Here is a 24412-nt window from a genome sequence, read left to right as displayed (position 1 = left end):
GGTTTGGGGAGGGCGAAGCCCTCCCCGAAAACCCCTCCCACGATGCAAACGAAAAAAATAGGAATGGATTGTGGCGTCGGTTATTCCGTTTCAGCTTGTGGTGAGTGGGCATGATGCCGCTGGGTATAGGTTACGTGTTGCAGCGGCTGGCCGCGTGGCCGAGAGCCACTTGGAGCTACCAGCACTACCAAGCGACCCCCATGCGCTCGGGGTGATGCTAGGTCAGTTGCTCTTTCCGCCCCCTGTGCGCCAAATGTTGATTGATGTAGCCCATGGGGCCGATGAGGCTGCTGCACGGGTGCAACTCCAATTGGAGGTCGCTGCACCTGAATTGGCAGCATTGCCGTGGGAATGGATGAGCCTAGGTGAACAGACCCAGTGGCGTCCGGCAGTGCGCGATGATTATGCTTTGATGCGGGTTAAGCCGCAGACCCGTCCGCGCCCTACGCTGCCTGTAGCAGGCCCGGTGCGCTTGCTGATTGCCTGTGCGCCTGGAGCCGCTGTAGCTGCCGCTGCGCCCCTGGGACACGCCCTGGCCCCCGCTGTGCGCGCTGGGCGGCTTGTGGTTGATCTGCTGCGCGATACTGATCCCCTGAGTCTGCGCGAGGCACTTGAAGAGGAACCGTGCCACGCGTTGCATTTGGTGGCCGCCGATGCCACCAGTAGCGGCAGTGGTGCCCGTCTACGCTTTGGGCGGGTGGTTGATGGTACTGGCTTGAGTAATCTGCTGGCAGAGTATCGTGATCTACGGCTCTTGACCCTTGCCGCCGATCTTGGGGCTGATGCGACTGCACTTGCGCGTGTGGCTGCCACCCTGCATGAGAAGCTTGGGTTGGCAACGATTACCTTGGGCGATCTCGATAATGGGCAAGCAGCGGCTTTCTGTGGCCCCTGCTACGAAGCCCTAGCGGCTGGCGATCCGATTGATCTGGCCGTCACCGATGGGCGCGTGGCCCTTGAGGCGAGTGAAGGGCCCTGGGGGGCTGCGCGGCTGTGGGCGGTACCCGGCGCTGAACGGCTCTTTGTGAGTATGCCTGTGCAAGAGCAACCCGCTCAGGCACAACGCCACCACCAAGCTACCGCCGAGGAACCTGAGGAGTTGGTCGCGCCTGTGGGTACGCCGGTGCGCTCACGACGAAATCCTGCGCCTTGGCAACACACGGCCCAGCAGGCGCTGACTAAAGCACGTAGCTTTGTCGTAGACGTAACCACAGTGGGGAAGCCAGCCAAACGGCCCCCTACCAACCCTGAATCCCGACAGCGCATCAAACCACAAATCGTCTTCTTGGTGATCGCCGGTCTTATTCTAGCCCTTATGGTAAGCCAGATTCTGGTGCTACCCAATGGCGCTGAGGTGGTTCCAACGGCCCTGCCAACGCCGACTTTGCCCCGTTTGATTCCATGATGAGGCGGAGACGCGGAGACGCGAGAGGCGGAGAGACGGAGACGCGGAGACGCGGAGACGCGAGAGGCGGAGACGCGGAGACGCGGAGACGCGAGAGGCGGAGACGCGGAGACGCGAGAGGCGGAGACGCGAGAGGCGGAGACGCGAGAGGCGGAGACGCGAGGAGGCGAAAGCTTCGCCTCCTCGCCTCCTCGCCTCTCCGCCTCACGCATCTTCGTCCTTGACCCGATCCTTGAGCGTACTACTGGCGCTAAAGCCAGGCGTCTTGGTGGCCGGAATCTGGATCTTATCGCGTGTCTGAGGGTTAACCCCCTCACGTGCCTTGCGCGAGCGTACCTCGAAGGTTCCGAACCCGGTCAGAGTCACCTTTTCGCCCTTTGCCAACTGCTCGGTGATAACTTCCAAAGCCGAGTCGACGACAAGCTTCGTATCCTTCTGCGAAACACCCGCCTTTTCGGCGACAGCCTTAATGAAATCGGTCTTCTGCATCAGTGCAGTCCTCCTACATGCAATTGGACTTTTGCCCTTCGGGACGCAGTATACCGCACTTGTCAAGCCCCCTTGCGCGTTCTGACGCCCTAAACGGCTTCTACATGCTTTCTCATGGGCGCTGTAGCGCATTAGAAAGCCATGAAACGGGGGTATGGGTGGGAACCAGGTTCCCACCCATACCCCCTTGCTTGCGAAGATGCGTGAGGCGAACTAAGCGAGCCTACAGTGCTACAGGCTGGCCGTGGGTTGGCCATTGAGCGCGAGGCGGCTTCAGAGCGCTACGGGCTGGCCGTGGTTGGCCATAGAGCGCGAGGCGGCTTCGAGGATACGCACCACCCGCAGCCCGGCTTGGCCGTCAGAGCGGGGCGTTTGGCCGGTCTGGATGCAGGTGGTGAAGTGTTCCGTCTCCAGCTTGAGCGCCTCGATGTTGTCGAGACGGGGGGCCCACATGTCGCCGGTGCGGTAGCCTACATGACGCTGGTAGATCGCATTCTCTGCGTCGCTGACAATGATACCCTTGTCGTAGACCTTGATCTTCTCGCTCATCTCAATATCGTCATACACAATCATCTTTTCGGAGCCGCCGATCATGGTGCGACGAACCTTGACTGGGGCCATCCAGTTGACATGGAAGTGGGCCAAGAGTTGATTAGGGAAGAAGCAGGTCAAGTAGGCCATGTTCTCTGGTCGCCCAGGCACATGAGCCATACCGGTGGCCGCCACCAAGTTGGGCATGTGGCCAATCAGATAGTCCATAATGGAGAGGTCATGCACCGCCAGATCCCAGAGGACATTGACATCATGCTGAAACAGGCCCAAATTGATCCGTACCGAATCGTAGTAGTAGAGCGTGCCCAGGGTGCCGTCATCCAGCAAGGCTTTGATTTTACGCACCGCACTGGTATAGATGAACGTATGGCCTACCATCAGCGTAAGCCCACGACAAGCGGCTTCAGCCACCAACTGCTCTGCCTCGGCCACGGTGGTGGTAAAGGGCTTTTCGACAAAGAGATGCTTGCCGGCCATCAGTGCCTGCTGCGCCAGGGCAAAATGGGACTCCACTGCAGTTGCAATGGCAACTGCAGTTACGTTCGGATCGGCCAGCAACTCCTGTGCACTCGCATAGGTAGCCACAGCGGGATAGAGTTGGGCGACCTGAGCGCGTCGTTCTGGGCGCTGATCGCAGACCGCTGCAACCCGTACCCCCTGAATCTGGGCAAAATTGCGCACCAAATTGGGCCCCCAATAGCCATAGCCAATCACACCAATACCGAGCATATGGATGCTTTCTTATTTTACGATTGTAGATTGTAGATTGTAGATTGCCGAACATGGCGTCCCAATGGGCTTTCGCGTGCTTGATAATGGGGCATGTTCAAGGGCAAGATGAGGTAAAGGGGATTTTACCACAACCTCCAACATGTGGCATGATATGCCCTTGCCGCTATGGGTGCGCTCTGCTATGATTAACACCATCTATAACCACTCTAGGAGTATGCCCTATGGCCCGCCTCACTTTTACTGTCAATGGCGAGCTCTGTTCCTTTGCGGTTACCGAACACGGTTTGACGATTGGGCGTCAACTTGAGAATGAGATTGTCTTAAACCATGCTATCGTCTCGCGCAAGCATGCCCGGGTGGAGATGCGTGGCCGCCAAGCTTGGCTGATTGATCTCGAGAGTCGCAATGGGGTTACCGTCAATCGCCTACGGATCAAAGAAGAGCAACTCAGTGACGGCGATCTGATCGGCATTGGCCCCTTTGAGATCCAGTTTGAGGATCGTGCCGCCCAGAGTGTGGTGCTTGACGATAACCAATACTTTCCGATTGCCTCCGATGGTCGCGTGGTGCAAACCCACGAGTTGCACCTAGAGACGGTGGATCTGCAGCAGTTCTATGCGATTGGCATGCGTATCAATCAGATCCTCGACTACCGCGAGCTCCTCGATCAGGTGATGGAAGAGGTGCTGCGCGTCGTTCCGGCCCAGCGTGGCTTCCTTTTGCTGCGTAAGGGCGAAGAACTGGTGCCCCGCGTGGTGCTACCGGCTGGTACTGGCGATGTCGCTATCTCTGGCAGCATTGTTGCGAAGGCGCTGCAAGAGGGCGAAGCTGTCTTGACCCGCGATGCCCGTCTGGATTTCGCTGGTGCCAATAGTATTATCAGTGCCAACATTCGCTCGGCGATCTGTGCGCCGCTGCTGCTCCAGGGCAATGCCATTGGGGTGATTCTGCTCGATTCGGCTGGGCGTGAGCAGTTTAGCGAACGCGACCGCGACCTCGTGGTAGCCATCGCCAATTTTGCCGCCGTCGCCATTGAACGCGCCCGCCTTACCGATGAACTGCGCCAGCAAGGTGAACTCCGCAAAAACCTTGAACGCTTCCTCTCGCCCAATGTGGCCAAAGCGTTGGCCCGCTATGTGGCCCAGCATGGTAAACTGTGGGAAGCCCAAGAACAGACCGTCACCGTGCTCTTTGCCGATGTCAAAGGCTTCACCGCCCTCTCCGAACGGCTCTCACCCCGCGAAGTGCAGGATCTGCTCAATGAGTATCTGCACGAAATGACCGATGTCATCTTCCGCTACAACGGTACGGTAGACAAATACATCGGAGATGGTATCATGGCTGTGTTTGGTGCCCCTCGCCTGCCCGATGAACCCGAAGATACCCAGCACGCCTTTCGTGCCGTCGCCGCCGCCCTTGAGATGCAGGCCGCACAACAACGGCTCGTGAGCAAGTGGGAGCCCAGTAAAGCCTTTACGATCCGCATCGGTGTGAATACCGGCATGGCCTACACCGGCTTCTTTGGTACCCGCCATCGCCTCGAATATACCGCCATTGGTGACACAGTTAACACCGCTTCGCGTCTCGAAAGCGCCGCTGAACCTGGTGCTATCTTTATTGGTCAAGATACCGCAACCCACGTGAACGACCGCTTTACCCTCCAAGAGATGGGCGAACTTCAACTCAAGGGGAAGCAACAGCGCGTGCGAGCCTTCAAAGTGATGAGTTGACTATGCCTACCGTAGTTGGTGTCCGTTTCAAAGATAGTGGCAAAATCTACTACTTCGATCCTTGCGAATTGGAACTCAATCTTGGTGATTATGTGATCGTCGAGACGGTGCGTGGCCTTGAGTTGGCCCGCATCGCCCACGAACGACGTGAGGTCAATGACGAAGAGGTCGTTGGCGAGTTGAAGGCGATTGTGCGTCGTGCTGAAGCAGGCGACTTTGAGCGCATGCGCGTGTTGCAGACCCGCCACCAAGAGGTGCTGGCCCGTTGCGCCGAGAAGGTACGTGAACACGACCTGCCCATGAACCTGGTCAAGGCCGAGTATAGCTTTGATGGCTCGCGCCTGACCTTCTACTTCACCGCCGAGAAGCGTGTAGATTTTCGTATGCTGGTGCGCGACCTCGCCCGTACCTTCAAGAGCCGGATTGAACTGCGTCAGATTGGCCCGCGTGATGAGGCCAAACTGCTTGGCGGCATCGGTCCCTGTGGCCGCGTGCTCTGCTGTGCATCCTTCCTCCCCGATTATGCCCGCGTCAGCATCAAGATGGCCAAGGATCAGGAATTGCCCCTCAATCCAACCAAGATCAGTGGGGTCTGTGGACGTCTGCTCTGCTGCCTCTCCTATGAACACGAGCAATACTTGACCTTGCGTGCCGATCTGCCCCGCAAAGGGACGTGGGTGCAGACGCCTGATGGCCCCGGTGAGGTAATCAGCCAAAATGTACTCAAACAACAACTGGTTGTCCAATTGGCCAGTAGCGGCATGCAAGAGCTTTACGATCTCAACCAGATCGAGATTGCTACCAATCCAGGCGCGGCCATTGCTCATGCGCGCAATCTTGAGGGCATCACGCCACCCCTACGCACGCCCCGTTCAACCGAACGCGGCGAACGTCGCAAACTGCGTGATGAGCTTGACTACTATGATCTCGATCCCGAACTAGAGCTGCTCGAAGATCGGGACGAACACGATGCACCGCCTCCACCGCCCTCGCCCCAAGAGCGGCGTACCCCACGCCAAAGCCGCCAGCGCCCCCCAAGTGCCCCTCCATCCGAAGTATCGCCACGCCTCGAACGTGGTCCCAAAGAGCGCCCGAATCCTAGCGAACCAACACAACCCCCGGCGGCGCCAACCGCCCCCTCTCATCCACCGCGCCGCCGTCGTCGCCGGAGTAACCGTGGGAGCGAAACAGAGTAGAAAGGACCCCAACGCGTGGAACTGCTGTCTGTAGACGATCACATTACCGCCATTGACCACAATCTGCTTGGTTTGCCGGGTGTCGGTGTGACCTATGTTGTGCGGGGTGAAAGCATTGCCCTGATCGAGACCGGTACCTCGCTCACGGTACCCCAGACCCTCGCTGGCCTCGCGCAGTTGGCGATTCAACCTGAAGCGGTTGACCACATCATTTGCACCCACCTGCACATGGATCACTCTGGTGGGGCTGGCTATCTTGCCGCCGCCCTGCCACGCGCCTCCGTCTACATCCACAGCATGAGCATGCCCCACCTCGTGGATCCCTCTAAGCTTATGAGCAGTGTACGCCGCGCTGTTGGCGAGGAGGCATGGCCGCTCCACGGCGACTTCAAGCCGATCCCTGAAGCGCGCATGCGCCCCGCCGAAGCACTACGCCTCGACCTTGGGCGTGATGTAATGCTCGAAGCGATTGCCACCCCCGGCCACTCCCCCGACCACCTGGCCTACCGCGACCTCAAGAGCGGCGGCCTCTTCATGGGCGATGCCGCATGTCTCGTGATGGATCGCTGGGACCTAGCCCTGCCCGTAACCCCCGCGCCCGCCTACGATCTGCAAGCCCAACGCAACACCATTGCCCACATCCAGAGCCTCAATCTCCCCTCCATCTACCTGACCCACTATGGCGCTCACAGCAATGTAAGCTTCCAACTGCAACGCGCCAGTGAACAGATTGATGCCCTCGTTGATCTGATTGACCGTGCCATCAGCGCGGGTGAATCGGACGTAGCCACCCTCGCCGCCCGCTGGCTGCCCTACCCCTCCGACAGCCCCGGCGGCCTCGTCGCCCGCAGTTGGTCCCAGATGAGCATCGCTGGGATGCTGCGCTATGAGACCAAACGTCGCCAGGGTTGAACTGAGGCATACTTTGGCTCGCGGGGGGTTGGGACAGCCCAGGATGGCCCTCCCCCCCCTTCCCCCTCTCCCACAAGTGGGAGAGGGGGCGAAGGTACCACTGTTTTTTACGTTCTTTTGCGTTCTTTTGTGGCAATAAACCCCTGTTCTTCTGTTCTTCTGTTCTCCTGTTCTCCTGTTCTCCTGTTCTCCTGTTCTCCTGTTCTCCTGTTCTCCTGTTCTTCTGTTCTTTTGTTCCTCCTATGAATGGTTTAGATCTTACAATACTCTTTGTCATGGGCCTCTTCTTCACCTTGGGTCTCTATTGGGGCATCATTCGCCAAGTGCTGGCGGTGGTGGGCCTCATCGTTGGCATTATGATCGCGGGGCGCTATGGTGATAATGTAGCCGATTGGCTCAGTTCTTTCGTTACCGATCCCGTCGTTGCCGGCGCCCTCGGCTTCTTAGGGCTAGTTATGTTGGTGAGCAGTATCGCCAGTTTTATCGCCTCGATCCTGCACACCTTCGTGGGCCTCCTCTTCCTTGGATGGCTCGATCACCTCCTTGGCGGACTGTTGGGCCTGCTGCAAGTCTGCATCGCCTGCGCTATCCTTGTGGTTGTGATGGTCAGCTTCCCCCTGCCCCTCTGGCGCACTGCGATCGACGACTCACGCCTCGCCGAACCGCTGCTGCGCGTAGGCGAGTTGTTTCGTGGGGTCTTGCCGTTTATCTGAGTTGAGGAGAGAGGAAATAGGAAATAGGATAGAGAAGAGAGGAAATAGGGTTGTTCTCTGTTCTCTGTTCCCTGTTCCCTGTTCTCTGCTCCCTGTTCCCTGTTCCCTGTTCTCTGTTCTCTGTTCCCTGTTCTCTGTTCCCTAAACCCTCATGCCAGCACCAGTCATCATGATACTCGGCACAGCCTCATCGGTAGGCAAAAGTGTCTTAGTGGCCGCCTTCTGCCGCATAGCGCAGCGGCGCGGGTTGCGCGTGGCCCCCTTTAAGGCCCAAAATATGAGCAATAACGCCGCTGTCACCGCTGATGGCGGCGAGATTGGGCGCAGCACGGCAGTGCAGGCGGCGGCGGCGGGCGTGTTACCCACCGTTGCCATGAACCCGATCCTGATCAAGCCTGAAGGCCAACGCCGCAGCCAAATTATTGTTGAAGGCCGCCCTTGGCAGAGCCTTGATGCGCTCGACTATTGGCAGCGTAAGGATCAACTCTGGGCGGTGGTGACGCGCAACCTTGATGCGCTCCGCAACAGCTATGATCTTGTCATCGCCGAAGGGGCCGGTAGTCCGGTTGAACTGAACCTCAAGCCGCGTGATCTGGTCAACATGCGCGTCGCAAGCTACGCCCAAGCCCGCACCCTGCTCGTTGGCGACATTGATAGTGGCGGTATCTTTGCCCAACTGCTCGGCACGCTCATGCTGCTCGAACCCGACGAACGTGCGCTCATTGCGGGCATGCTGGTCAACCGTTTTCGCGGCGATCCTGCTCTATTTCATGATGGCGTCAGCATACTTGAGCAGCGGGCGGGCCTGCCAGTCCTCGGCGTGATCCCCTGGATTCACGATCTGGGCCTCGCCGAAGAGGACGGCGTCGCCCTTGAGCGCAAGGCGGCCCCAGCGTCGGCAGGGCTAACCATTGCGGTCGTGCAGCTCCCGGCGATTGCCAACTTCGACGATTTCGATCCGCTCGCCCGCGAACCCGGCATCGCTCTGCGCTACGTCGAACGGCCAGAGCAACTTGCAGGTGCTCGTGCAGTCATTCTGCCCGGCACCAAGCACACCCTCGCCGCCCGCGCTTGGCTACACGAACGCGGCTTCGATGCGGCGCTGCGCAGCTTCCCCGGTGCCATCGTGGGCATTTGTGGTGGTTACCAACTGCTAGGAGTCAGCATCAGCGACCCGGAGGGGGTCGAGGGCGGTGGTGGTAATGCCGCTGGCTTGGGGCTTTTGCCGGTCAACACGAGCTTCAGCCAGAGCAAACGTACCCTACAAGTCCATGGGCGCGCCTGCACCCCTTGGGCCAACGCAGCACCCCTTGAGGGTTACGAGATCCATATGGGCCGCACCTATGGCGACGAAATCAACCCCGTAGCCATCATCACCACCCGCGACCAGCAGGCGAGCCAGCATTTCGACGGATGCTACCGCGAAGCCGGGCGCATCTGGGGCTGTTATCTACACGGCATCTTCGCCAACCACGCCTTTCGCCAAGGCTGGCTACAAAGCCTTGGCTGGCAAGCCAACCCCAGCGCCAGCCCGCCCCCCCCCGACCCCTACGAGCGCCTCGCCGACACGGTAGAGGCTGCGTTGGCGAGCAGGAGTGGTGAGTGGTTTGAGGGGTTGTGCTAAATTGCAACGCCAAATTTTGAACAAGGCGTAACATTGCTAAATCGCCCCCCATGCTGTAGGCTATTGCTATGCGTGTATCTGAATCGCTATGCGAGGAGTGCTATGCGTGAGTTGTTGCTGAACTCGCTAGAGATAGAGAACTTTCGCGCCTTTCGCCACCTGCAGATCGAGCGTTTGGGTCGCGTCAATCTCATAGTCGGTAAAAATAACATTGGCAAAACAAGTCTGCTTGAGGCGCTCTATCTCTATGCCCGTCAAGCCTCCTTTGTTGCCATTTGGGATGTGTTGGAAGCGCGGGGTGAAGGGACACGTCCACCATTCGAGAGAGCTAGTAGTGTGGAGGCGATCAACGATCAGGTGACTGCGATTGCCCAACTATTCTACGGACGCATTGTTCTCGATCATGCCCCTGCTGCCATTCGCATTGGCAACATCCTCAACGTCCCTGCAACACTCACACTCGATGTCTCCTGGCAACATGCTACTGAAGCGGGGATTGGCGAGCATGCGGGGCCACGGATTATGAACGGCCTGCTGGTACGTCGCGGTAAGGGGGCGCAAGTAGCCTATACCTTTGATCAGACGGCGCTCTGGCTACGCGAGCCACCACAAGGATGGCCATGCCAGTATGTGACGACAACTGGTCTGCCTCCTGATCAGATCAGTTCCCTATGGAACGCGACCACACTCACTGATCGTGAGACGGATGTCATTGTTGCACTACAGCTTATCGAACCGGCAGTTGAGCGCGTCAATCTGCTGACAGAGCGAGCATACCCTGCGGTTGTGAAACTCACTGATACTGCAGAACCTGTGCGTTTGCGTAGCCTTGGTGAAGGAATGAACCGCCTCTTTACCATCATCTTAGCCTTAGTTAATGCCAAAAATGGCCTTCTGCTTATTGACGAGATCGAGAACGGCCTGCACTACGCGATACAACCAAGGGTATGGCAGATCATATTCCACATTGCCCAGCGCCTCAATGTACAGCTATTTGCCACCACCCACAGTTGGGATTGTATCGAAGCATTCCAGATCGCCGCAGATGAACATCCTGAAGAGGGTCAGATCATCAAACTTGGACGTAAGGGCAACGACATTATTGCCTCGCATTTTGCTGAGCAGGCTATGGCCATTATCACCCGTGACCATATTGAGGTGCGTTGATTATGGGCCGTATGATGCTGCTTGTGGAGGGATCAGACGATAGCAATGCCGTATTTCACCTGCTCCGTCGTTATGGACTGCCAATTGCTGAACGTAGGCGGTCATTTCCTGGTAGACTAACGATTGAAGACGGCAATGGTATTGAGCGTATCTTAGAGAGCTTGCCCCTCCGCATCCAGACAATGATCGGCGAAGAACCGCAGCCACGGCTTGGACTCGTGCTTGACGCCGACAGTTATCCCGATTGGCGTTGGCATGCGCTGTGTGACCGGCTTCTGAGAGCAGGCTATCAAACGACACCTTCCGTTCCTGTTGCTGATGGAACACTGCTGATCGAGGATGGAAAGCCAATCATCGGTATCTGGATGATGCCGGATAACCAACTACCAGGTGCATTAGAGGAGTTTGCCCAACTCTTGATTCCTCCCAACGATCACCTTTGGCCGCGAGCGATCCAGGCGGTACAGGAAATTCCACTAGAGGATCGGCGCTTTGGTGATAACGAGATGAAAGCTAAGATGCACACATGGCTCGCGTGGCAAGCGGAACCAGGCAAGCCAATTGGGCAGGCTATTACCAAGCATTACCTAGACCCCAATGCAGCAGTTGCCCAAAAATTCGTCGCCTGGGTTCGTCGCCTCTTCCCTATGCCTGTTGTTGAATAGATGAGTTATATCAATGAATTGCCACGGTGTGACCTCTGAGGAGTACAGTGCCGCCAACGGGTGTTGAGTGTAGCGCAAGAGCATAGGAGGTCTACGCGAATGCATATCTTATCCCACTTCTCCCTCCCCCTCCCCCACGAGGGCGCGTAAACCACACCTCAGTAACAATAGAACCCGCAAACATTTCCTGTTTTTTTATATACAATTTTAACTCCGATCCCGAGAGCCTTAATGCACCAACACGGGCTGAATACCAGATAACACCCTCAAAGCGGCAAGAGTGGAAATTGGTTCCCTCTATCTGTGCGTCGGTCAAGTCCCCGCTGTAGAATTGAGATGAAGTAAAGCATGCATCTGCCAATACTGCATTCATTAAATCAACATCGCATAAGGTACAGTGATCGAATATCGCCCCTTGGCAATTGGCGTCTGCTAACTGGCCCCCCTTGAGATAGGCATAGCTAAAGTCCCGACCGGCAAGAGGCGCGCCTAAGGCAAGCAGGAGGCTCACAGCATTGCCACCAAGGAATTGCGCGCTCGCTTCAGGCTGCCGCTTGGTGCTCTCAATCCATTGCCATAGGGTCGTAAACCACTGCGCCGCATCCTGGGCGCGATAGATATCGACTAACCAATTACTTACCGCGTGCGTAAGCTGCACTTCGCGCAGCAGATGAGGCGCATCATGCTTGATCTCTAATGCAAGCAGGGATGCCGCCAAATATTCCAGCAAGGAGCGGTGCGAAAAACGGTAGCTATCCTCGTTGCGTACCATAAAAGAGCATGCGATAAAATCACGTACATATGCCTCCAGATCGCTGCGCTGCTGCTCGGTAAAGCTCTTACCTAGTACCTCTTGCATCGCCGTGATGCGCATCCCATACCCACCAGTACGGTACAACTCACCAGCCACGACCTGAAGCAGCTTGATGCGCTCTTCACGGCTCTGGATCAAGAAGTCGCGGCGCTTATGGCGCTTCTGCCGCGATAACTCATCGGCGATAAGCGATCAAAGTTGATTAAGCCACGCACGAGCTCATCTTTGGTCTGCCATGAGATTGGCCCACTGAATAAGCGAGAAACGTTCTCTGCTCCGCCTGCGAGAGTTCCGCCCAACCCCACTCACAGGCAATGGTGGCCCAATAGGATCGAAAGAGTTCCGGTTCATCGCGTAAGCGCAAGGTGTCAGCCATATAGCGCAGCATCTGTTCACGCCGACTTGCGGGTGGCTTACTATCACCACGCTCCCATTCACCTGCGCGTGTACGCATGGTCTCTTTATAGCCAAGCGCTTCTGCCATCCTTGTTTGGCAGCGCCGGAGGTGGTTGAGTTGGGCTTGCGCCTTGGGCTCTGGTAGAACGTGCAGGTGGGTGCGTGCAATCGAAGGCGTAACCCTACCCCCTTACCAAAATTGACATAACCACTCCCTCAGCCCCTCCAAGCCTTCACCCGGCAGCAGGGGCAGGGCCGCCACCCCACTGGCATAGCAGAGCGCCGCACCACGGCCCGGGTAGAGCAGGGCTACCCCTAAGCAGGCCCGGCTGCCCTCGGGCCGCCCCAACGCTCCCAAGTAGCTATAGGCATCGGCGAGGGCTGCTTCAGGCAGCCCACCAGCCGCATCGAGACGGTATTTGGCATCCAGCACCAGTAGACTCCCCGGCCCGTCGGTGGGCCACCGTTCTACCACTATGTCAGGGATCCGGCTGTGGCGATCCAGGGAGCAGAAGGGGCTACTTGTGGGCGTGTAGCGCACCTGGTAGCGCAACAGGTAGACGCTGCCATCGGGGTGGCGCAGCCGCAGCAATGGGCGATCTTCAGGCAGCCCCAAGCACCAAGCCTCACCATGAGCATGCAGGAGTGTCTGTTGTTCTACCTGCCAGCCTGGGAGTGCAAGCAAGCTCAGGGCTACGCGCAGCAGGCACCAGCGTTCATACAGGCGCGGCAGGGAGGCCAACGGCAACTGGAGCGTTGCGGCATCCCAGGTGAGCAGTGGGCGCTCGCGTAGCCGCCGCCAGTAGCGATAAACTACGCGGTACTCTGGGTCGTAACGCAGCCGTTGGCTCGCCCCGCGATCGTTGGCCAGTGGCGGCACCCCCGCCAAAAAGGGCTGGTCGCGCAGGCGCACGAGGCGCGTGCGGGCCTGCTGTACCTGGCTCAGCAACGCAGGCTGGGCCGCTACCTGCTGCTCAAGTTGTGCCAAACGCTGCCACAACGCCTCGAGCAAGCGGCGCAACAGTTGTGTCTCATAGCTCACATAACTCGGCACAGCCTGTGCCTCCGGCAGAGCCTCCAGCGAAGCCGGGGATGCTTGAGCTTGGTGTAGCAGCGAAAAATCGCGCAACTCTCCCGGCGCAACCAAGCGTGGCGGGGCTCGCTGCAACTCAGGTGGACGCCGCGCCAAACGCAGTATCGCCGCTTCAAGTTGAGCCAATTCAGCCCCAAAGAGGCTCTGAAGTTGCTCGGCGGGAGTAGGCGGCGGAGCATCCATCGCCCGCTCCAAGCGCCCGCCCAGCGTAGCTCCCTGAAGTGCAAAGAGCAGCGCTGGCCCCACCGCTTGCAGATCAGCGAGCAACAGCGCATACTGCGTCTCAGCGAGCTTACGCGGTAGCACCTCAAGCTGCACCTGCACCTGCTCACTCGCCCGATTGGGCCATGTCGCCAGCACCTGCACCGCATAGTGACCAGCGGCATGAGGAACCTGCCAGCGCCAATACCAGCAGGCATCAGTGGGGCGCAAAAAGGGCTCGAGCGGCACCCCGGCCACGCACAGGTGCAAGGCGGCCCCCTTTGGTGGCACCCCAGCAAACTCCACCAACGTCCCCTCAACCAATGGTTCGTGCTGCGCCAGGGGTCTGCCATTGATCTGTAGCGCAAAACAAGCCATACGTATGCTATCGTCTTTCAGCTAAAGTTACCTCCGGCGGGGGCGGACAGAATTATGGTTCCTAAAGTCACGGATAGGGCTTTGGGATGCCCTGGATGGCCCTCACCCCCTACCCCCTTCGGCAAGCTCTGGTTCGACAGGCTCACCAACCGGGCACCGCCTCTCCCACGTTGTGGGAGAGGGGCGAAAGCATCACAGCTTTTTCGCGTTTCTTTGCGTTCTTTTGCGGCGACGTAGCCCCAACAACTTTGACGTGGCTCTTGCTTCGCCCTCCCCGAAAATCTACCTAGTTGTAGTATGGTACCATACCGCCATGTCATCAACCATAGCCACCAAGCTCAATAGTATCCACGAGCGCATTGCCAACGCCGCCCAGCAAGCGGGCCGCGATCCGGCCAGCGTCACCCTCGTGGTGGTGACCAAAACTCACCCGCCTGCATTAGTTGCCGCAGCCGTGGCGGCGGGTGCCCGCGATCTCGGTGAAAACCGCGTCCAAGAGGCGCTGAACAAGATCAATGCGCTCGCCGAGCTTACACCGGCGCCGCGCTGGCACCTGATTGGCCACCTGCAGCGCAACAAGGCCCGCCTGGCGGCCACCCATTTCGGACTCGTCCACTCGGTAGATAGCCTGCGCCTCGCTGAAGCCCTAGCCCGCCATGTGCCCAGTGGTCAGCGGCTACCGATCCTCTTGCAGTTCAATGTGAGCGGCGAAGCGAGCAAAGAGGGCTTCACCCTCGCTGGCGGGGCGAGCAACCGGCCCGCTCTCGAAGCGCTGCTGCCCGAACTTGAACGCATCGTTGCCCTGCCGAGCCTTGCTGTCCATGGCCTTATGACCATCGCCCCGCTAGCAGACGACCCAGAAGCGGCACGGCCCCACTTCCGCACCCTCCGCGAGTTGCGGGACGAACTAGCCCGCTGCTTTCCACAAGCCACCTGGCGCGAACTCTCAATGGGCATGAGTGACGATTTCACGGTCGCCATTAGCGAAGGGGCTACGATTGTGCGCTTGGGGCGTGCGATTTTAGGAGGTAGGCAGTAGGTAGTGCCGACTTTAGTCGGCTTCCCATTGATGGCAAAGACCTCAGCCGACTAAAGTCGGCACTACGGTGGTCGTGAACCATGAACTATTCAGCATGACAGGCTGCTGGGACACGTAACAATTTCTGCTTCCCTAAGTGCTACCACAAGAGCGTAAGCGCCGCCACACTGAAGAGCAGTTGCACCAGCACGGTACCCACCTGCAATAGGCGTGCGCCTACAGGCGAACGGCTAAAGAGCGCCACGCCCAGCCCCAGATTGAAGAGTGCAAGGGCGAGGCCAGCCAAAGGAAAGAAGAGGATCTGGTGGCTCTGCACCAGCGTGCCAGTGGCATCACGCTGCAAATCGATCAACGCGGGTAGCGTGGGAATAGCATGCATCAACCAGCCCACGAGGGCCAGATTGATCAGTGCAGCCACCAGCAGCGCCGCCTGCACTATCTGATCCTCCCAGAAGGCATAGGAGAAGATGCGCCCCGCCTCGAAACCAGGGTTGAGTTGCTGGATCGGACCCATGCGCCGCCGCTGTTCAAGCTCTTGCAAGAACGCATCGGCATCTTTGGGCGAAAGCGCATAGCGCGCCTGCGCGGTACGCACCACCAGCGCATGACTCAACGGCTGGGTCGTAAAGCGGTGCAGCGTCTGCCCATCAGCCAGACGCACCGCACCATGCAGGTAGCCCAAACCGAGAGCAGGCCGCAGCTCGCTCTGTAACGCACCTAAACCACGATCAACCTGCTCAATCAAATGGATCGGCACCACCATACGGTTGCCCAACCAATTGATATACAAGCCATTGCGGTCCATCGTATAGGCCAGAGTCAGGGTTGCCGCCACGCGATAGGCCATCACAGCAGTCACAAGCGCCAAAACCAAGACCGCCAACCCACGCCAAAAGAGCGCCCCATCATAGGGCCACGCCGCCAACGCAAGGCTCCACAGGTCGCTCAAGGGCAACAGCACCACAACGAGCCCAACGGCAGCAACCAGCAGCGTCGCCAGCGCGGCCCCGAAGCGCCATGTAACTTTTGGCTTCCAACGTCGCATAGGTGTATGGGAGCGGGTTGTTGGGAGAGCCTAGCTCTCCCAACAACCCGCTCATCCCCTTTAGGGCAGACTTGGTACTTCAAAGCCCTCGTCTGGGAACGGATCATCAATGGGGAAGGGGGTTGGTGGGCCGGGCACAAAGGTCGGCTCAAGTGCGGGGGCTTCTATCGTGGGCATCGGCGTACTTGTGGCTGGCGGTTGGGGGAAGCGCTGCACTCGCAACTGCGTCCGCTGCTCTTCGAGCCACGCATCAAAGCTCTCCGTGCGTGCTTCACGCAATTGCGCTTCACGCGAGGGAATCTCACGATCCAGCACTTCAATTACATGCCACCCAAACATAGTACGGATCGGCTCACTCAAGGCTCCTTCAGGCAGGGCAAAGGCCGCCTCGACCAATTCAGGCGGATAGGTCGCACCATTCTGCGCCTGGCCATCTTGGTCAAAATAGCCCAAATTGCCTCCCTGCTCACGCGAGCCAAGGTCGTCCGATTGCACGGCAGCCAAGGTGGCAAAATCGATACCATCACGCAACTCGGCATGCAGCTCTTCAGCGCGGGGAAGGGCGGCAGCAAAGGCGGCATCAGCATCGGCCCCTTCCTCCACCTCAACCGCAACAAAGATTTGGCGGGCGCTGATCCGTGTTGGCTCTTCACTAAAGGCAAAGTCCTCTTCAGGCACCAAAGCTTCCTGAAGGCGATCAACCAAGAGTTGTTCGCGGTACTGCTCAATCAGCGCAACGCGAAAATCGGCCTTACTGAGGTTGGCACGATCACCAATGGCGGCCAATTCAATCTCAAAGCGGCGGTAGAGTTCATCAATGATCAGATCCAGCCGCTCACGGGCCGCAACCGGCTCAAGGGTCGGGCGCGGTGTCGGCATTGGCGCAGGCTCAATCGGTAGTGCTTCAGGATCGAGCGGCGCTTCAGGATCGAGCGGTGCTTCGGGATCGAGCGGCGCTTCAGGATCGAGCGGTGCTTCGAGGTCAAGGGGCAATTCAGGGTCAGCGCCATCAGGCAAAAAGAGCGCATCAAGATCAGCGGTAATCGCCTGCACCACCTCATCCTGATTCACCACAACGCCAGCGGCAGCGGCCCCTTGGGTAAGCAACTGACGCACTTCCCATTGTTCGAGGAAACCCTCCTCAAGCTCGGCCCGGCGCAGATTAGCAATCTGACGATTGATAAAGGGCGCTTGACCCTGAAACTGCTGCGTAAACTCAGGATTCCCAGCCAGCAGCACCAACAACTGGAAGTTCTGCACAATATCGCGGGCATAGCCCAAACGGCGTTCTTCCCAATAATCGCCACGAGTAAGCGTTGCCGTGCCCACACTTGCCACTGGGCGACTTGGGATCCAGATGCGCTCATAGATCAAGCCACCACCAATCAGCAGCAGGGCCACTCCAATCACCACGCCGGTAATCAGCAGCACCAAGCGTTGCCGTTGTTCCTCAAGCAGCTTATGAGCCGCCTTGCGCCGGGGTGATTGGGGATTGCCAGCCGGGCCACTCGGTGGCGCGGCTGGTTTTGGTTTCTTCGATGTATCTGCCATACTCCTACAATGTATTCAGGGATGCAGAGAAAACCATAGGTACTAGGGGTTCAGTGCTACAGCACCAAGGACACCTTGGTTACGCAAACTAAAACGGAATATCCTCATCGCCAATATCGGGCGGCGGTGGGGGCACAGCACCACGGGAAGAGCGTGAAGCATCACGCGGAGGGGCGCCATAATCATCAACCTCGCGGGGGGCACGGCCCTCACGGCTATCGAGGATAATCATATCAGACGCGATCACTTCAGTCTTGTAGCGTGTCTGGCCCGTCTGCTGATCTTCCCACGAGCGAGTTTGCAGACGCCCCTCGATATAGACGCGAGTGCCTTTGGTAAGATACTGATTACAGATTTCAGCTAACTTATTCCAAGCTACAACACTAAACCACTCCGTCTCCTCGCGGTTATCGCCATTGCTATCACGCCACTGACGCCCCACTGCAACCCGAAAGGTCGTCACCGCACTGCCCGTCGGCGTATACCGCATCTCCGGGTCAATCCCCAGGCGACCAATCAGCATTACTTTATTCAGATCACGCGCCATACTATCAACCCTCCGCTCTTGGGAGCGATCACGCCTCACTCGTTTCAGCCACAGGTTCGGCAGCATCGGCAGTAGCGCTACCACCCTTCTGCTCAATCACCGTAATCAGGTAACGCAGGATGGTATCGGTCAGCTTAATGGTGCGCTCAAGTTCAATCACCTTCGCAGCATCAAGCTTAAAGTTCATCAGCACATAGAAGCCTTCGGTAAAATTACGTCGACTCGCTTCACCACTGACATATTCACGAATGGGGTAGGCCAGCTTACGGCGGCCCCAAGGGGCTGCGTGGTTAATTGCCCCAACCTCACCGCCATGATGCTCAATCGTCTGACGCAGGCGTTCAAGTACCGCCGCGATGCCCTCATCGTTGGCAACGAGGGTGCTAACCACAAAGACAATCTCATACTCACGTGGACGTTGACGTTCGCGCACTTGATCCTCCTCTGGTGATGTCCCGCTCAGGGCGTATCAAGCCTAGCGGCGCGAGCTAGGCACCGTGGCGGAACAGAAAGAAACAGAAGGCCGCGCCAAGCAGGGGCGCGGCGCCCGACTCATACCAACGCGGGATTATAGCATGGGTATGGGTTGGACGCAATGTGCTACCATAAGTATGGGGGATGCGTGAGGCGAGGCGGCAAAGCTATCGCATCCTCGTAGCGACCGACATTCTCTGACAGCATCTCAAGGAAGGCTTGTTCCATTGCTACGTTTTACCCTCATAGTTCTTACACTAGTTTTCGCGTTGACACCCCAGATTGCTCACGCCTGTAGCTGCGAGCCCCTACCCAACCCACTTGAGGCCCACAGCCAAGCAGCCCTCGTCTTTGCTGGTCGTGTCCACACGATTGTCGGGAACCCAGCCGACGAAGGCGCAAGCCTGATGATGACCTTTGATCTGCACGAGGTTTGGAAGGGGCCTGAACAACCCCAAGTGACTCTGCTCACGCCGAGTGGCAGTGCCAATTGTGGTTACCCCTTCGAGCACGGCACGAGCTACCTCGTCTACGCGGTGGTGGAAGGGGTAGAACTTACAACCAGCAGTTGCACCCGCACAACCCCTCTGGCCAACGCCAGCAACGATATTGCCGCGCTTGGCCCGGGCATACCGATTGCCAATGGCATCAGTGATGTCTCCAATGTAGATATGGACATCCCTTGGTTGCCGGTGATGATGATCATCGCTAGCCTACTGATTGCCGCAGTGCTCTTTGGCCCTAGTCTACTGGGGCGTAGGCGTTAGCTGTGAGCCATGAAGCTATTTTGGGCTAAGGGATGGTTCAAGGCATTGACGCCCGTAGCAGCCCATGGTATCATACCCGCCGTTGCTTATGTCGGGGGGCCAGTACATGCTGTGCCCTCGCCCAACATATCTGTGAAATATTGTGTTGTTCGATGTAGGGGGTACCTCAGTGGCTGCAAAGAAGATGAAAATCCTGCTGGTTCAGGATGTTGAACACCTGGGCAAGGCAGGGGAACTCAAAGATGTTTCTGGTGGTTTTGGGCGCAATTATCTGATTCCCAAGGGCTTTGCCGTGCTGGCCACCCGTGGCCAGATTAAGCAGGCTGAAGAACGCCTCGCGGCCCAGCGGAAGCGTAATGAGGCTGCACGCAAGGACGCAGAGGCTCTAGCTGCCCGTATCAGTGGCCTGACGCTGAACTTTGAGGCTAAGGTGGGTGAGCAAGATCGGCTCTATGGCTCGGTGACCAGTGCCGACATTGCTGAGCGCCTGAGCGAACAGCTTGCACTTGAGTTTGATCGGCGTAAGATTGAGCTCGATGAGCCGATTAAGCGCGCCGGAAGCCACGAAATCACGGTTCGCCTCGCCCCTGGAATTATGCCCACGTTGACCGTGGTTGTCCATGGTGAAGATGGCCCCAGCAGCACGCCTGAGCCTGCTGAAACTGTTGCCGCTGAGTAGTCGGGGCCGCCCCGTACTCTTCCCAAGACCTCACAGGTCGCTGCGACCTGTGGGGTCTTGCCCTACCTGTGGAACGTTCCGTACCCTATGATCTCCAAGCCGAGCGGGCTACCCTCGGATCGATTCTGCTGGAACGCGAGGCGATTATTGCAATTGCCGCGTGGCTTTTGCCTGAGTTCTTTTACCTCGAAAAGCACGCCCTGATCTATGAGGCGATGCTCGCCTGCTATAACCGCCGCGAACCGCCCGATCTTGCAACGGTCGCTGCTGAGTTGCGCCGCCAAGAACGACTCGACCTCGTGGGCGGGATTGCCTTCCTGGGCGAGTTGGTCACTGAGGTGCCCACCGCTGTCCATATCGAGTACTACGCCCGCAATGTGGAGCGTACCGCTGTCCTGCGCCGCCTGATTGAGGCCGGGGGGCGCATTGCAGCCATGGGCTACAACGAGGCCGAAGAGCTCGATGTGACCCTCGATAAGGCCGAGAGCGAGCTCTTTACCGTCTCACATCGGCGTAGTACCCAAGATTTTGTCCCGATTAGCCAGATTGTTAATACGCTCTTCAACCAGATTGAGGCACTCCAAGAGCGCCGGGGTGAAGTGGCGGGTGTTGCTACTGGCTATAACGATCTTGATGCGCTCACTGGCGGTTTGCAAAACTCCGATCTGATTATTCTTGCTGCACGGCCCAGTGCTGGCAAAACCAGCTTGGCGCTCTCGTTGGCCTACAATGTGGCCATGCTCAACCGCGCTACGGTAGGCGTCTTTAGCCTTGAGATGAGCCGCGACCAATTGGTGCAGCGTATTCTGGCCATGCATACCGGGATTGATATGCAACGCCTGCGGACCGGCAACCTACGCGGCGATGAGCTCAACCTCGCCTTCGATGGCATGGGTGTCCTCTCCGAGTTGCCGATCTACATCGAAGATACCCCCGGCCTCAGTATCACCGAGGTGCGCTCCAAGGCGCGCCGCCTCGCCGCCGAGTCGGGCTGCAACCTGCTGGTGATTGACTACCTCCAACTTATGTCGGGGCGCCGCAATGATAGCCGCGTCAATGAGGTTGGTGAGATTAGCCGTGGGCTGAAGGCTCTCGCCCGCGAACTCAATATTCCCGTCATTGCCCTCTCGCAGCTCTCGCGTGCCGTTGAGGGCCGCCAGAGCCATGTGCCGATGCTCAGCGACCTGCGTGAGAGCGGGAGTATCGAGCAGGACGCCGATATTGTGATGTTCATTTACCGCGAAGAACTCTACGATAAAGAGACCGATAAGAAGGGTATTGCTGAGATCCATATTGCGAAACATCGCAATGGGCCCCTTGGCATCATCCCCTTGCGCTTTGAGGCGAACACGACGCGCTTCCAAAACCTTGAACGCTACCGTGCGCCAGAGGGATTTTGAGGGATAGGCGAAAGAGCGAAAGGCCGAGATGAGGATGCGCTCTTTGGCCCTCACCCCCCTTCCCCCTCTCCCACAAGTGGGAGAGGGGGCGAAGACACCGCAACTTGGTTGCGTTCCTTCTTATTATCAATAACCTCAAAAGTGCATCGAGATGCCATGCTCCGCTATCGGCTATCGGCTATCGGCTATCAGCTATCGGCTATCGGCTATCCCTACGGGTTGCTTATTCTGCTGATGTTCCTCTTGGACGTCAGTGGTACGCTGCATGTCTATGGTTTAGGCTGGCTGATGGGGCAGAAGTGGGCGCTGGCGGCAGGGATGCTGCTAGTGGCGAGTGCGGGCGCGATGCTCGCCGGGGCTGCGTGGCACCATCCACTTACGATGGTAGATTGCAGATTGCAGATTACCGAACATGGCGTCCCCATGGGCTCTCGCGGTCTTGATCATATGGGTATTAGCAGCACGACCTTGCGCCTGCTTACCCTCGTGATCTTGGGGGCTTGGCTTGCCACCGCCCATAATGTCCTCAATTTTTTGCTGCCCACCGTTTCGGGCTGGCACTACCTCTGGTTTGGGGCGGGTGCATGCGGCTTAGGCATGCTCGTCGTGCGCCCGTTGCGCCCTGCCCTGACCCTTGGGCTTGCGCTTGGGCTTGGTGTTGGCACGCGACTACTTGCGATCCAGCAGATACCCCTTGACCCGCTGCAGAGCGATATGCTGCCGTTGGTGCAACAGGCTCTTGCGAACCTCTATACTGGCCAGAGTCCCTATGCGCTCTATCTGATGCCCTGGGAGCTACCGCTGACCTACCTCCCCGTGACCTGGTTGGCCTATCTGCCCGCTGATCTGCTGGGGCTCGATCTGCGCCTTACCAATCTTGTGGCCGAACTCGTGGTGGGCGGCGTGATCTATAGGCTGGTACGCACGCCAAATGCCCAAGCCCAACCAATTGGCCTGCTGCCGCTACTCTGGGCATGGCTCTTCCTCCAGCCGAGCAGCCTCAACTGGGCGCTCACCACCACCACACCGATCTGGTGGGCGCTCTTGGCGCTGACGCTGGCCTTGGTGCTGCACGAGCGGCCCCGCGCAACCGCACTGACACTGGGGCTTGGTAGTGCTGCCTCGCCCTTTGCCGCGCTGCTTTGGCCCTTTGTGCTGCTGGCCCGCTGGCATAGCCACGGCTTGGTTGCGAGCCTCCGCATCGCCGTGGGGGCCGCACTGACCGCTGCGCTCTGCCTTGTGCCCTTTCTGCTCTGGGATGGCCCCATGTTTCGCTATGGGGTCTGGTACTGGTTCAACGATCTCGATGCTTTTCCACGGCTACGTTGGGAGATGGACCACATCTGGGCCTCTATGGTAGGCTTCGCTGGGGTCTTTTGGCGCCGTGATCTCGCCTTTTGGTTAAAACCGATTCAGTTCAGCCTCGTAATCGCAGTGCTGCTCTGGTTTTGGTACCAGCAACCTAGCCCACGTCGGGTGGCAGCCCATGTTGCGCCCACACTGCTGCTCTTTACCGTCTTCAACCCCGTGTTATGGCCCTACCTGTATAATCAAGGTATGATTGCATGGTTTGTAGCTGTGGCAAGTATGGCTCACCAGCGGAAGGATTAGCTTGATGCACAACGAAGAGACGATCCTCATTGTTGGTGCCGCCGATACCGGGCGAGCACCCATGACCGTAGCCCTGTTGCAGCGCCAACTGGCCCAGCGCGGGCTCGACTATACCGTCGCTTCGGCGGGAATCCTGGGCCATGACGATGATCCGCCCGAATCGGAGGCCAAAGCGGCGATGCTAGTCTTTGGGCTCGAGATTATGGCCCACCGCGCCCGTTCGCTCAACGATGAACTCGTTGCCCAAGCGCGGCTTATGATCGCCGTCGAATCGGGGGTCGCACGGGTGGTTCGGGCCCGCTTTCCGCGTGCCTCAATCCATACCTTGGGGGAATTGGCCGGGAGCGCCCGCGACATCCCCGATCCCTTTCGCATGCAGGTGGGCGCGTGGGTTCATTACGCCCACGAGATCAATGGCCTGCTTACGGCGGGCATGCCGCGTCTGCTTGAGTTGCTGGGCAATCCTTTGACGAGCGAGCCGCCGCAGGAGACAACTCCAGCCCCCCCCCCGATCTCTCAAGCGGCCCCCAGTGCAGAGCAGAGCACAGCGGCCATGCCGCCTGCTGCGCCCCCCCTCAGCCAAGCCCTGCTGCTGCTCGAAGTGGCCAGTTGCCTACCTACATGCCTCGACTGGACGATAACCTACGCTCATCTCCAAAGCAGCTTGGATGCACTCGAAACCACGCTACCCACAAACACCCTGGCGCGGCCCTACCTGGCCACCCTGCGCGTCATGCTGGAATCCTGCGCCACAAGCGTCACCCCGACCCAAGCCCAGGTGTTACACACGGCCTTTCAGCGGCTTGAGGGCAGCATTGGTGCCTCCGAGCTTGAGGCACTTAGTCAGGCTATGGGCCGTTTGTAGATTGCAGATTGCAGATTGTCGAACATTGCGTCCCAATGAAGTATCCTCTCCAAAACCGCTGGATCAGGCCGCCGATGGCATGGCGACACCAGCCCGTTGGACTATGCGCTCGGCTAAGGTCGGCGTGGTCGCAGGCGTGACGATCCGGTCGTGGAGATAGTGAAAGAACCCCACGCCGAGTTTGGCCGCCGTGGCTGCCAAGGTTTGGAAGGTATCCCAGGCCCGCGCACCCGCCCGCGATTGGGGGTCGAAGCTGACACGATGCGCTGAGCTTGCCGAAGCGTCGCGTTTCCGCACCCGGCGACGAGCCGCCAGTTCCATGTCATTGTTATGCAGAGGAATGTCGGGATGCTTCAAGACTGCCAAC

The 24412-nt window shown here is 58.4% G+C and carries 23 protein-coding genes and 1 pseudogene; 14 read left to right on the top strand and 10 right to left on the bottom strand.

The features are described from left to right. The first annotated feature begins 70 nt into the window (after positions 1 to 70). The gene (locus tag CJ255_RS14510; protein WP_097644820.1) at positions 71 to 1405 is read left to right on the top strand and encodes a polysaccharide deacetylase; all 1335 of its coding nucleotides are present in this window, start codon (positions 71 to 73) and stop codon (positions 1403 to 1405) included. A 204-nt stretch (positions 1406 to 1609) separates the two neighbouring features. Here the strand turns inward: CJ255_RS14510 and CJ255_RS14505 are convergent, their stop codons facing one another. Then, the gene (locus tag CJ255_RS14505) at positions 1610 to 1894 is read right to left on the bottom strand and encodes an HU family DNA-binding protein (protein WP_097644819.1); all 285 of its coding nucleotides are present in this window, start codon (positions 1892 to 1894) and stop codon (positions 1610 to 1612) included. 273 nt (positions 1895 to 2167) lie between these two features. Beyond that, the gene (locus CJ255_RS14500) at positions 2168 to 3175 is read right to left on the bottom strand and encodes a Gfo/Idh/MocA family protein (RefSeq protein ID WP_097644818.1); all 1008 of its coding nucleotides are present in this window, start codon (positions 3173 to 3175) and stop codon (positions 2168 to 2170) included. A 224-nt stretch (positions 3176 to 3399) separates the two neighbouring features. Between CJ255_RS14500 and CJ255_RS14495 the strand changes: the two genes are divergently transcribed. The 7 genes from CJ255_RS14495 to CJ255_RS14465 all read left to right on the top strand — a co-directional run bounded on the left by CJ255_RS14495 (position 3400) and on the right by CJ255_RS14465 (position 11185). Next, on the top strand, positions 3400 to 4908 hold the full coding sequence (locus tag CJ255_RS14495; RefSeq protein ID WP_097644817.1) for an adenylate/guanylate cyclase domain-containing protein: 1509 nt from the start codon (positions 3400 to 3402) through the stop codon (positions 4906 to 4908). A 2-nt stretch (positions 4909 to 4910) separates the two neighbouring features. Next, positions 4911 to 6104: a PSP1 domain-containing protein gene (locus CJ255_RS14490; protein ID WP_097644816.1), complete on the top strand. Its 1194-nt coding sequence runs from the start codon at positions 4911 to 4913 to the stop codon at positions 6102 to 6104. Between the two features lie 15 nt (positions 6105 to 6119). Then, positions 6120 to 7016: an MBL fold metallo-hydrolase gene (locus CJ255_RS14485; protein ID WP_097644815.1), complete on the top strand. Its 897-nt coding sequence runs from the start codon at positions 6120 to 6122 to the stop codon at positions 7014 to 7016. Positions 7017 to 7258: 242 nt separating this feature from the next. Next, entirely contained in the window at positions 7259 to 7729 is a 471-nt protein-coding gene (locus CJ255_RS14480) for a CvpA family protein (RefSeq protein ID WP_097644814.1), read from the top strand. Positions 7730 to 7880: 151 nt separating this feature from the next. Further along, entirely contained in the window at positions 7881 to 9353 is a 1473-nt protein-coding gene (locus CJ255_RS14475; RefSeq protein ID WP_097644813.1) for a cobyric acid synthase, read from the top strand. Positions 9354 to 9455: 102 nt separating this feature from the next. Beyond that, positions 9456 to 10520 (top strand): AAA family ATPase, encoded by a 1065-nt coding sequence (locus tag CJ255_RS14470; protein ID WP_097644812.1) that lies wholly within the window; start codon positions 9456 to 9458, stop codon positions 10518 to 10520. A gap of 2 nt (positions 10521 to 10522) precedes the next feature. Further along, the gene (locus CJ255_RS14465; protein WP_097644811.1) at positions 10523 to 11185 is read left to right on the top strand and encodes a DUF3226 domain-containing protein; all 663 of its coding nucleotides are present in this window, start codon (positions 10523 to 10525) and stop codon (positions 11183 to 11185) included. 91 nt (positions 11186 to 11276) lie between these two features. Here CJ255_RS14465 and CJ255_RS14460 read toward each other — a convergent pair whose 3' ends face one another. The 3 genes from CJ255_RS14460 to CJ255_RS14450 all read right to left on the bottom strand — a co-directional run bounded on the left by CJ255_RS14460 (position 11277) and on the right by CJ255_RS14450 (position 14067). Continuing rightward, a complete protein-coding gene (locus CJ255_RS14460) occupies positions 11277 to 12137 on the bottom strand; it encodes a pentapeptide repeat-containing protein (protein ID WP_097644810.1) in 861 nt (286 codons plus the stop codon). Positions 12138 to 12201: 64 nt separating this feature from the next. Further along, complete coding sequence (locus CJ255_RS14455; protein ID WP_124681947.1) at positions 12202 to 12453, bottom strand: hypothetical protein; 252 nt, start codon at positions 12451 to 12453, stop codon at positions 12202 to 12204. A gap of 132 nt (positions 12454 to 12585) precedes the next feature. Next, the gene (locus CJ255_RS14450) at positions 12586 to 14067 is read right to left on the bottom strand and encodes a DUF2357 domain-containing protein (protein WP_097644808.1); all 1482 of its coding nucleotides are present in this window, start codon (positions 14065 to 14067) and stop codon (positions 12586 to 12588) included. 313 nt (positions 14068 to 14380) lie between these two features. Between CJ255_RS14450 and CJ255_RS14445 the strand changes: the two genes are divergently transcribed. Continuing rightward, positions 14381 to 15106 (top strand): YggS family pyridoxal phosphate-dependent enzyme, encoded by a 726-nt coding sequence (locus tag CJ255_RS14445; RefSeq protein ID WP_097644807.1) that lies wholly within the window; start codon positions 14381 to 14383, stop codon positions 15104 to 15106. 139 nt (positions 15107 to 15245) lie between these two features. Here the strand turns inward: CJ255_RS14445 and CJ255_RS14440 are convergent, their stop codons facing one another. The 4 genes from CJ255_RS14440 to rpsF form a co-directional block, all read right to left on the bottom strand. Continuing rightward, the gene (locus CJ255_RS14440) at positions 15246 to 16151 is read right to left on the bottom strand and encodes a PH domain-containing protein (RefSeq protein ID WP_097644806.1); all 906 of its coding nucleotides are present in this window, start codon (positions 16149 to 16151) and stop codon (positions 15246 to 15248) included. Between the two features lie 60 nt (positions 16152 to 16211). After that, positions 16212 to 17702, bottom strand: a complete 1491-nt coding sequence (locus CJ255_RS14435; RefSeq protein WP_097644805.1) for a peptidylprolyl isomerase — start codon at positions 17700 to 17702, stop codon at positions 16212 to 16214. A gap of 88 nt (positions 17703 to 17790) precedes the next feature. Then, complete coding sequence (locus CJ255_RS14430) at positions 17791 to 18249, bottom strand: single-stranded DNA-binding protein (protein WP_097644804.1); 459 nt, start codon at positions 18247 to 18249, stop codon at positions 17791 to 17793. A 28-nt stretch (positions 18250 to 18277) separates the two neighbouring features. After that, complete coding sequence (rpsF, locus tag CJ255_RS14425) at positions 18278 to 18682, bottom strand: 30S ribosomal protein S6 (protein WP_245863449.1); 405 nt, start codon at positions 18680 to 18682, stop codon at positions 18278 to 18280. 310 nt (positions 18683 to 18992) lie between these two features. Here rpsF and CJ255_RS14420 point away from each other — a divergent pair, with 310 nt between their 5' ends. From CJ255_RS14420 to CJ255_RS14400, 5 genes are all read left to right on the top strand, one after another. Beyond that, a complete protein-coding gene (locus tag CJ255_RS14420) occupies positions 18993 to 19490 on the top strand; it encodes a hypothetical protein (protein ID WP_165774722.1) in 498 nt (165 codons plus the stop codon). Between the two features lie 184 nt (positions 19491 to 19674). Further along, positions 19675 to 20169 carry a 50S ribosomal protein L9 gene (gene rplI, locus CJ255_RS14415; protein ID WP_097644801.1) on the top strand — a complete coding sequence of 165 codons (495 nt, stop codon included), beginning with the start codon at positions 19675 to 19677 and terminating at the stop codon, positions 20167 to 20169. A gap of 68 nt (positions 20170 to 20237) precedes the next feature. Beyond that, positions 20238 to 21569, top strand: coding sequence for a replicative DNA helicase (dnaB, locus tag CJ255_RS14410; RefSeq protein WP_165774721.1), 1332 nt, complete (start codon positions 20238 to 20240; stop codon positions 21567 to 21569). A 156-nt stretch (positions 21570 to 21725) separates the two neighbouring features. Beyond that, on the top strand, positions 21726 to 23180 hold the full coding sequence (locus tag CJ255_RS14405) for a hypothetical protein (RefSeq protein ID WP_097644799.1): 1455 nt from the start codon (positions 21726 to 21728) through the stop codon (positions 23178 to 23180). Positions 23181 to 23184: 4 nt separating this feature from the next. Further along, positions 23185 to 24045: an arsenate reductase/protein-tyrosine-phosphatase family protein gene (locus tag CJ255_RS14400; protein WP_097644798.1), complete on the top strand. Its 861-nt coding sequence runs from the start codon at positions 23185 to 23187 to the stop codon at positions 24043 to 24045. Positions 24046 to 24108: 63 nt separating this feature from the next. Here the strand turns inward: CJ255_RS14400 and CJ255_RS14395 are convergent. After that, positions 24109 to 24412, bottom strand: a pseudogene (locus tag CJ255_RS14395) (IS66 family transposase); the annotation flags it as partial.

The organism is Candidatus Viridilinea mediisalina (assembly GCF_002532535.1).
In the GTDB taxonomy this organism is placed as follows: domain Bacteria; phylum Chloroflexota; class Chloroflexia; order Chloroflexales; family Chloroflexaceae; genus Viridilinea; species Viridilinea mediisalina.
The sequence above is the reverse complement of the archived record's forward strand: the minus strand, read 5'-3'. Positions and strand labels throughout refer to the sequence as shown.

Excerpts from the sequence above, each read along its gene's own strand:
- CJ255_RS14505 (WP_097644819.1), bottom strand. The coding sequence starts at position 1,894 with ATGCAGAAGACCGATTTCATTAAGGCTGTCGCCGAAAAGGCGGGTGTT.
- CJ255_RS14500 (WP_097644818.1), bottom strand. The coding sequence starts at position 3,175 with ATGCTCGGTATTGGTGTGATTGGCTATGGCTATTGGGGGCCCAATTTG.
- CJ255_RS14495 (WP_097644817.1), top strand. The coding sequence starts at position 3,400 with ATGGCCCGCCTCACTTTTACTGTCAATGGCGAGCTCTGTTCCTTTGCG.
- CJ255_RS14490 (WP_097644816.1), top strand. The coding sequence starts at position 4,911 with ATGCCTACCGTAGTTGGTGTCCGTTTCAAAGATAGTGGCAAAATCTAC.
- CJ255_RS14480 (WP_097644814.1), top strand. The coding sequence starts at position 7,259 with ATGAATGGTTTAGATCTTACAATACTCTTTGTCATGGGCCTCTTCTTC.
- CJ255_RS14475 (WP_097644813.1), top strand. The coding sequence starts at position 7,881 with ATGCCAGCACCAGTCATCATGATACTCGGCACAGCCTCATCGGTAGGC.
- CJ255_RS14470 (WP_097644812.1), top strand. The coding sequence starts at position 9,456 with ATGCGTGAGTTGTTGCTGAACTCGCTAGAGATAGAGAACTTTCGCGCC.
- CJ255_RS14465 (WP_097644811.1), top strand. The coding sequence starts at position 10,523 with ATGGGCCGTATGATGCTGCTTGTGGAGGGATCAGACGATAGCAATGCC.
- CJ255_RS14455 (WP_124681947.1), bottom strand. The coding sequence starts at position 12,453 with ATGCGTACACGCGCAGGTGAATGGGAGCGTGGTGATAGTAAGCCACCC.
- CJ255_RS14450 (WP_097644808.1), bottom strand. The coding sequence starts at position 14,067 with ATGGCTTGTTTTGCGCTACAGATCAATGGCAGACCCCTGGCGCAGCAC.
- CJ255_RS14445 (WP_097644807.1), top strand. The coding sequence starts at position 14,381 with ATGTCATCAACCATAGCCACCAAGCTCAATAGTATCCACGAGCGCATT.
- CJ255_RS14440 (WP_097644806.1), bottom strand. The coding sequence starts at position 16,151 with ATGCGACGTTGGAAGCCAAAAGTTACATGGCGCTTCGGGGCCGCGCTG.
- CJ255_RS14435 (WP_097644805.1), bottom strand. The coding sequence starts at position 17,702 with ATGGCAGATACATCGAAGAAACCAAAACCAGCCGCGCCACCGAGTGGC.
- CJ255_RS14430 (WP_097644804.1), bottom strand. The coding sequence starts at position 18,249 with ATGGCGCGTGATCTGAATAAAGTAATGCTGATTGGTCGCCTGGGGATT.
- rplI (WP_097644801.1), top strand. The coding sequence starts at position 19,675 with ATGAAAATCCTGCTGGTTCAGGATGTTGAACACCTGGGCAAGGCAGGG.
- CJ255_RS14405 (WP_097644799.1), top strand. The coding sequence starts at position 21,726 with ATGCTCCGCTATCGGCTATCGGCTATCGGCTATCAGCTATCGGCTATC.
- CJ255_RS14400 (WP_097644798.1), top strand. The coding sequence starts at position 23,185 with ATGCACAACGAAGAGACGATCCTCATTGTTGGTGCCGCCGATACCGGG.